At 59.6% G+C, this 5,508-nt stretch carries 6 protein-coding genes; 5 read left to right on the top strand and 1 reads right to left on the bottom strand.

Features of this window, described 5'->3' with window-relative positions; all coding sequences use genetic code 11:
* The first annotated feature begins 216 nt into the window (after positions 1-216).
* Positions 217-1,644 (top strand): bifunctional D-glycero-beta-D-manno-heptose-7-phosphate kinase/D-glycero-beta-D-manno-heptose 1-phosphate adenylyltransferase HldE, encoded by a 1,428-nt coding sequence (hldE, locus tag AACS18_RS21910; RefSeq protein WP_064339349.1) that lies wholly within the window; start codon positions 217-219, stop codon positions 1,642-1,644.
* Positions 1,645-1,760: 116 nt separating this feature from the next.
* Here hldE and tolC read toward each other — a convergent pair whose 3' ends face one another.
* On the bottom strand, positions 1,761-3,080 hold the full coding sequence (tolC, locus tag AACS18_RS21905; protein WP_021231688.1) for an outer membrane channel protein TolC: 1,320 nt from the start codon (positions 3,078-3,080) through the stop codon (positions 1,761-1,763).
* A 304-nt stretch (positions 3,081-3,384) separates the two neighbouring features.
* On the opposite strand from tolC, the gene nudF reads away from it, so the two are divergent.
* From nudF to AACS18_RS23715, 4 genes are all read left to right on the top strand, one after another.
* Entirely contained in the window at positions 3,385-4,026 is a 642-nt protein-coding gene (gene nudF / locus AACS18_RS21900) for an ADP-ribose diphosphatase (protein ID WP_005335901.1), read from the top strand.
* The gene (locus AACS18_RS21895) at positions 3,989-4,477 is read left to right on the top strand and encodes a DUF1249 domain-containing protein (RefSeq protein WP_196783449.1); all 489 of its coding nucleotides are present in this window, start codon (positions 3,989-3,991) and stop codon (positions 4,475-4,477) included. The genes nudF and AACS18_RS21895 overlap by 38 nt, the downstream gene beginning before the upstream one ends.
* Positions 4,478-4,499: 22 nt before the next feature.
* Positions 4,500-5,318, top strand: coding sequence for a 3',5'-cyclic-AMP phosphodiesterase (gene cpdA, locus AACS18_RS21890; RefSeq protein ID WP_108613323.1), 819 nt, complete (start codon positions 4,500-4,502; stop codon positions 5,316-5,318).
* A gap of 12 nt (positions 5,319-5,330) precedes the next feature.
* Positions 5,331-5,508: YqiA/YcfP family alpha/beta fold hydrolase (locus tag AACS18_RS23715; RefSeq protein ID WP_308810808.1), on the top strand; the 178-nt coding region annotated here is incomplete at its 3' end.

Genomic DNA, 5,508 nt, shown 5'->3' with positions numbered 1-5,508 from the left:
GTCATGGGCCATGGCTAATCTCTTGTTCGCAAACACAATCGGGGGATTCTAGCCGAAAAGGGGGGGCGGGGGCGAATGGCTGTGTGCTGGTCAGAGGGGTAGCCTGCGTCCGGTTAGCGTGACAGCGGCGGCAACTGCGGTCGGCTTTTTCTACACCGGATAAAAGAGTGTGATAAAATCCCCCGCTGATTTTTCAGGTTTTGAGAGTCGATACAGATGAAGATCACCCTGCCCGATTTTGAAAAAGCCCGCGTTCTGGTCGTTGGCGATGTCATGTTGGACCGTTACTGGCATGGCCCCACTGGCCGGATCTCCCCCGAGGCGCCGGTGCCCGTGGTCAAGGTTGAACACATTGAGGAGCGTCCCGGTGGCGCGGCCAACGTGGCCCTCAACTCCGCCGCCCTTGGCGCTCATGCCGTGCTGCTTGGTCTGACCGGTCAGGACGAGGCTGCCGATGCTTTGGCTGGCCAGATGGCTGGCGTCAAGGTGGCCTGTGACTTCGTTCGTCTGGCCGACTTCCCGACCATCACCAAGCTGCGGGTGCTGTCCCGCAACCAGCAGCTGCTGCGTCTGGACTTTGAAGAGCCCTTCCACTCCGTCGATGCCACCCTGCTGATGAACAAGGTCGAGCAGGCGCTGCCGAATAGCGACGTGATGATCCTCTCCGACTACGGCAAGGGTGCTCTCAACGACGTGCCCGGCATGATCCAGCGCGCCCGAGCCGCCGGTATTCCGGTGCTGGTCGACCCCAAGGGGACCGACTTCGAGAAGTATCGCGGTGCCACCCTGCTGACCCCCAACATGTCCGAGTTCGAGGCCGTGGTGGGCAAGGTGAAGAGCGAAGAGGAGCTGGTCGCCAAGGGGCTGGATCTGGTCAAACGCTTCGAGCTGGATGCCCTGCTGGTCACCCGTTCCGAGAACGGCATGACCCTGATCCGCGAAGGTCAGCCGGAGCTGCATCTGCCGGCTCAGGCCCACGAGGTTTATGATGTGACCGGTGCCGGTGATACCGTGATCTCTACCCTGGCCACCTCGCTGGCGGCAGGCAAGAGCCTGGACGAAGCCTGTGCGCTGGCCAATACCGCAGCCGGTATCGTGGTCGGCAAGCTGGGTACCTCTACCGTTAGCCCGGTCGAGCTGGCCAACGCCCTCTATACCGAGCAGGAGACAGGCTTCGGCGTCATGTCCGAAGCCCAGCTGAAAGTGGCGGTTCGTGCCGCCCGTCTGCGCGGCGAGAAGGTAGTGATGACCAACGGTTGCTTCGACATCCTGCACGCTGGCCATGTCTCCTATCTGGCCAACGCCGGCAAGCTGGGGGATCGCCTGATCGTGGCGGTCAATACCGACGAATCGGTTCGCCGCCTGAAAGGGCCGGGTCGTCCGGTCAACCCGACTGAGCGCCGCATGGCCGTACTGGCTGCGCTGGGCGCGGTGGATTGGGTTGTGCCATTTGGTGAAGATACCCCGCAGCGCCTGATCGCCGAGATCCTGCCGGATCTGCTGGTCAAGGGCGGCGACTACAAGCCGGAAGATATCGCCGGTTACGCCGAGGTTACTGCCAACGGCGGTGAGGTGCGCGTTCTCAACTTCGAGGATGGCTGCTCTACCACCGACATCATCAAGACGATCCGCGAGCGGGGCTAACGTTCTGTTAGCCCCGTAATCTGGCGGGGCTCACTATCGGCGGCTGCAAGCCGACAGAAATGCGGATAACAAAAAGGCGACCTTGCGGTCGCCTTTTTCATGCACGATGGCGGCTATCAGCCTTTGGCTTTTGCCGTGGCAGGCATCAGACCCTGGTTCACTTCCACCAGGTCCTGCGCTTCCAGAATACCGGCAGCCTGTTTCAGGCTCAGGATATTGAGGATGTAGTTGTAACGGGCTTCCGAGAGCTTCTGCTTGGCCTCGTACAGCTTGCGAGTGGAGTCCAGCACGTCGACGATGGTACGGGTACCCACTTCGTAACCGGCTTCGGTCGCCTTCAGGGCGCTGTCGGCGGAGACCACAGACTGGCTGTAGGCACGTACCGAGCCGATGCTGGCGTTCACGTTGTTGTAGGAGGAGCGCACTGTGCTCTGCACCGAGCGGAAGTTCTTCTCCAGCAGTTCGCTGGCCGCTACGTAGTTGTATTGAGCCTGTTTCACCTTGGAGCTGGTGGCGCCACCGCTGTAGATGGGCAGCTTGAAGGTCAGGCCGATATTGGCCTGATTGTCATTGCCGCCCGGCATGCTATCAAGTTTGTAATCGGTATTGCTGGTTTGCAGTCCGGCACCCAGATCCAGAGTCGGCTCATGGCCGGTCTTGGCCAGATCGATCTGCTCCTTGGCAATGTCCTTGCTGATGCGGGCACTGTGCAGTTGCAGGTTCTTGTCCAGCGCCAGCTCCAGCCACTTGTCGGAGCCGAAGGCGGTCTTCTGCGGGCTGAAACGATCAGTGTTCAGCACGTCCAGATTGCGGTGATCGATACCGGTCAGCTCGCGCAGGGTCTCGTAGCTGTTGTCCAGCGAGTTTTCGGCATTGATCTCGTCAGCCAGCGCCTGGTCGCGGGAGGCTTCGGCTTCATGAACGTCGGTGATGGCGGTCAGGCCCACTTCGAAACGCTGCTGGGTTTGCTCCAGCTGACGCTCTACCGCAACCTTGTTGGCACGAACGAACTCCAGGGTATCCATCGCCTTGAGCACATCAAAGTAGGCTTTGGCGGTGCGCACCATCAGGTTCTGGATCTCGAGGTTGTAGGCGACATCTGACTGGGTGGCCTGCTTCTCGCTGATATCCAGATTGACCCAGTTACTGCGACGATAGAGGGATTGCGACAGCGTCACCTCGCCCTTGGCGTTGGTATTGCTCTGGGTATCGTTCTTGTTTTGCAGATAATTGAGCCCGGCACCCAGATCGATCTGGGGCAGCAGAGGGGCACGGGATTCGTTGATCTTCTCGAAGGCCTGGTCGCGAACGGCTTTGGACTGCAGCAACTGCGGGTCTTTGATCTGGGCTTGCTGGTAGATGTCGAGCAGGTTTTCGGCATGGGCACCGGCACTGACGCCCAGCAACACCATGACTGACAAAAGTGTTCTTTTCATAGATCGTTTTAACCTTATGTAGTAACCCAAACTGGTTGCTGGAGAGGCAAATATTGTCACCGACCAAGCTTGATTGCAGCTTAATCACTCTACTATAAGCAAAATTTAATGCTAAGAGTCTCAGGTCCGGTGACGGGAACGTCAAGAACCGGACGCAGTTTTCTCCCCGCGCGCCTAGCCAAATGGTCTGTGGCTGCTAAAATCCACCCCTCATTACCATGGCACGCCGAGTGAATGAACGTTCATTCATGTTCCTCGGATTTTATGGTCAAACTGATACAAGTCAAGCTGACGGGAGCCCCGGATGTCGCAGCAACCCTTGCCGCAAGATCGGCATTACGCCGCCGATGATGTGAAAATCATTGAAAAATCAGCTGGATATAACGGCTTCTTCAAGGTGAATGTCTATCGTCTGCAGCATCGGTTATTTGCGGGCGGCTGGAACCAGCCCATCGTGCGCGAGCTGTTCGAGCGGGGCCATGCTGCCGCGCTGCTGCCCTATGATCCGGTACGCGACCAGATCGTGCTGGTGGAGCAGTTCCGCATCGGCGCCATGGAGACCAGTCCGACCCCCTGGCTGCTGGAGCTGGTGGCCGGCATCATCGACGAAGGGGAGACCGCCGAGGCGGTGGTGCGCCGCGAAGCGGTGGAAGAGGCCGGGATCGAGGTGGCCCGCTGCGAGCATGCCATCAGCTATCTGGTGAGCCCGGGCGGCAGCACCGAGCGGATCGAGGTCTTTGTGGGCGAGGTGGATGCCAGCAAGGCCGAGGGGCTGCACGGTCTGGCTGATGAAGGTGAGGATATCCGAGTGCACGTGGTGAGCCGCGAACAGGCCTACGCCTGGCTCAAAGAGGGGCGCATCGACAATGCGGCCTCGGTTATCGCCCTGCAGTGGCTGGCCCTCAACCATGGCGAGCTGCGCGCCCGCTGGCTGGCGGATCGCTGAGGTGGCGCTGACCCTGCAACAGAGCAGGCGCTATGTGCCTGATCTGATGTCCTTGCAGCGTACCTGCGAGGTCAATTACATGGCGTTGATGAAACTGCTGCCGCCAGATGGGGAAGTCGGGGCCGAGCGCCGCTATCGGGTCGGCAACGATCTGCAGTTCCAGCTCACCATCATTGGCGAGAGTCGCTTCACCAATCAGGTGATCCTGAGCCAGCACAACCCCGAATTGCCCGAATATTTACAAGCTCAGATAGAGATTCGTTTGTATCATGATGTGCGGATGGCGGAAGTGTGTGCAGCGCAACAGATTTCCCGTTTGCAACCACGTTATGATTATCCCAATAAAAAGATGCACCAGCGGGACGAAAAGGAGCAGGTAAATCTGTTTCTGGCTGAATGGCTAAAATTTTGTCTCAGACATGGTACCAGCCCGATCAATATCTCCAGTTGAACAAATAAAAAGAAGCGTGATTTTGGAAACAGAGCTCCCCCAGGCGCAGGACGGCAGTGTGCGCCTGTTGCAAATTACCGACACCCACCTCTTCGCGAGTGCCGAAGGGCGGCTGTTGGCTGTGCGCACCGCAGAGAGTCTGGCCGCCGTGCTGGAACAGGTGCAGGCCAATGAACACCCCTACGAGGTGATTCTGGCGACCGGCGATCTGTCGCAGGATCACAGCCCGGAATCCTATCAGCGTTTCGCCTCCATGATGGCGCCCCTTGGCCGCCCCATCTACTGGCTGCCGGGCAATCACGATGACAGCCCGCTGATGACCGAATATCTCCATGCCGCCGGGATCAGCGAATCCAAGCAGCTGGTGGGCGACCACTGGCAGGTGATCCTGCTCGACACCCAGGTGCGCGGCAAACCCCACGGCATGATTGGCGATCACCAGCTAGCCGCCCTCGACCGTGCCCTGCGCCAATATCCTGATCGCCACGCCCTTATCACCCTGCACCATCAGGCGGTGCCGGTGGGCTGTGCCTGGCTGGATCAGCACAATCTCAAGAATGCCGATGACCTGTTTGCCGTGCTGGCTCGTCATCCGCAGCAGAAGACCATCCTGTTTGGCCACGTCCATCAGGAGTTTGACGAGGAGCACCGCGGGGTGCGGCTGATTGCCAGCCCATCGACTTGCATCCAGTTCAAACCGCTCTCTGATGGCTTCGCGCTGGATGAATCCGGCCCGGGTTGGCGCTATCTCACCCTCTATCCGGATGGGCGGGTGGCCAGCGAGGTGTGGCGCCTGCCGGTGGGGCAGTTTGTGCCCGACCCCAACGCCACCGGTTATTGAGGAGAGCATTCCATGAAGTCGGTTCTCCTCTACCTGCACGGTTTCAACTCCTCACCGGGCTCCGCCAAGGCGCAGCAGATGGCTGCCTGGGTGGCCGCCAACCAGCCCGACATCGAAGTGATCATTCCGGCCCAGCCCAATACGCCAGCGGCGGCCTGGGCGGCTATCGAGCAGACCATCGCCAATCTGC

The organism is Aeromonas sp. HMWF015, assembly GCF_963878965.1.
Lineage (GTDB): Bacteria > Pseudomonadota > Gammaproteobacteria > Enterobacterales > Aeromonadaceae > Aeromonas > Aeromonas veronii.
The sequence above is the reverse complement of the archived record's forward strand: the minus strand, read 5'-3'. Positions and strand labels throughout refer to the sequence as shown.

Bases quoted from the DNA above. Each gene is read 5' to 3' on its own strand.
- tolC (WP_021231688.1), bottom strand. From the start codon at position 3,080: ATGAAAAGAACACTTTTGTCAGTCATGGTGTTGCTGGGCGTCAGTGCC.
- AACS18_RS21895 (WP_196783449.1), top strand. From the start codon at position 3,989: ATGGCGAGCTGCGCGCCCGCTGGCTGGCGGATCGCTGAGGTGGCGCTG.
- hldE (WP_064339349.1), top strand. From the start codon at position 217: ATGAAGATCACCCTGCCCGATTTTGAAAAAGCCCGCGTTCTGGTCGTT.
- nudF (WP_005335901.1), top strand. From the start codon at position 3,385: ATGTCGCAGCAACCCTTGCCGCAAGATCGGCATTACGCCGCCGATGAT.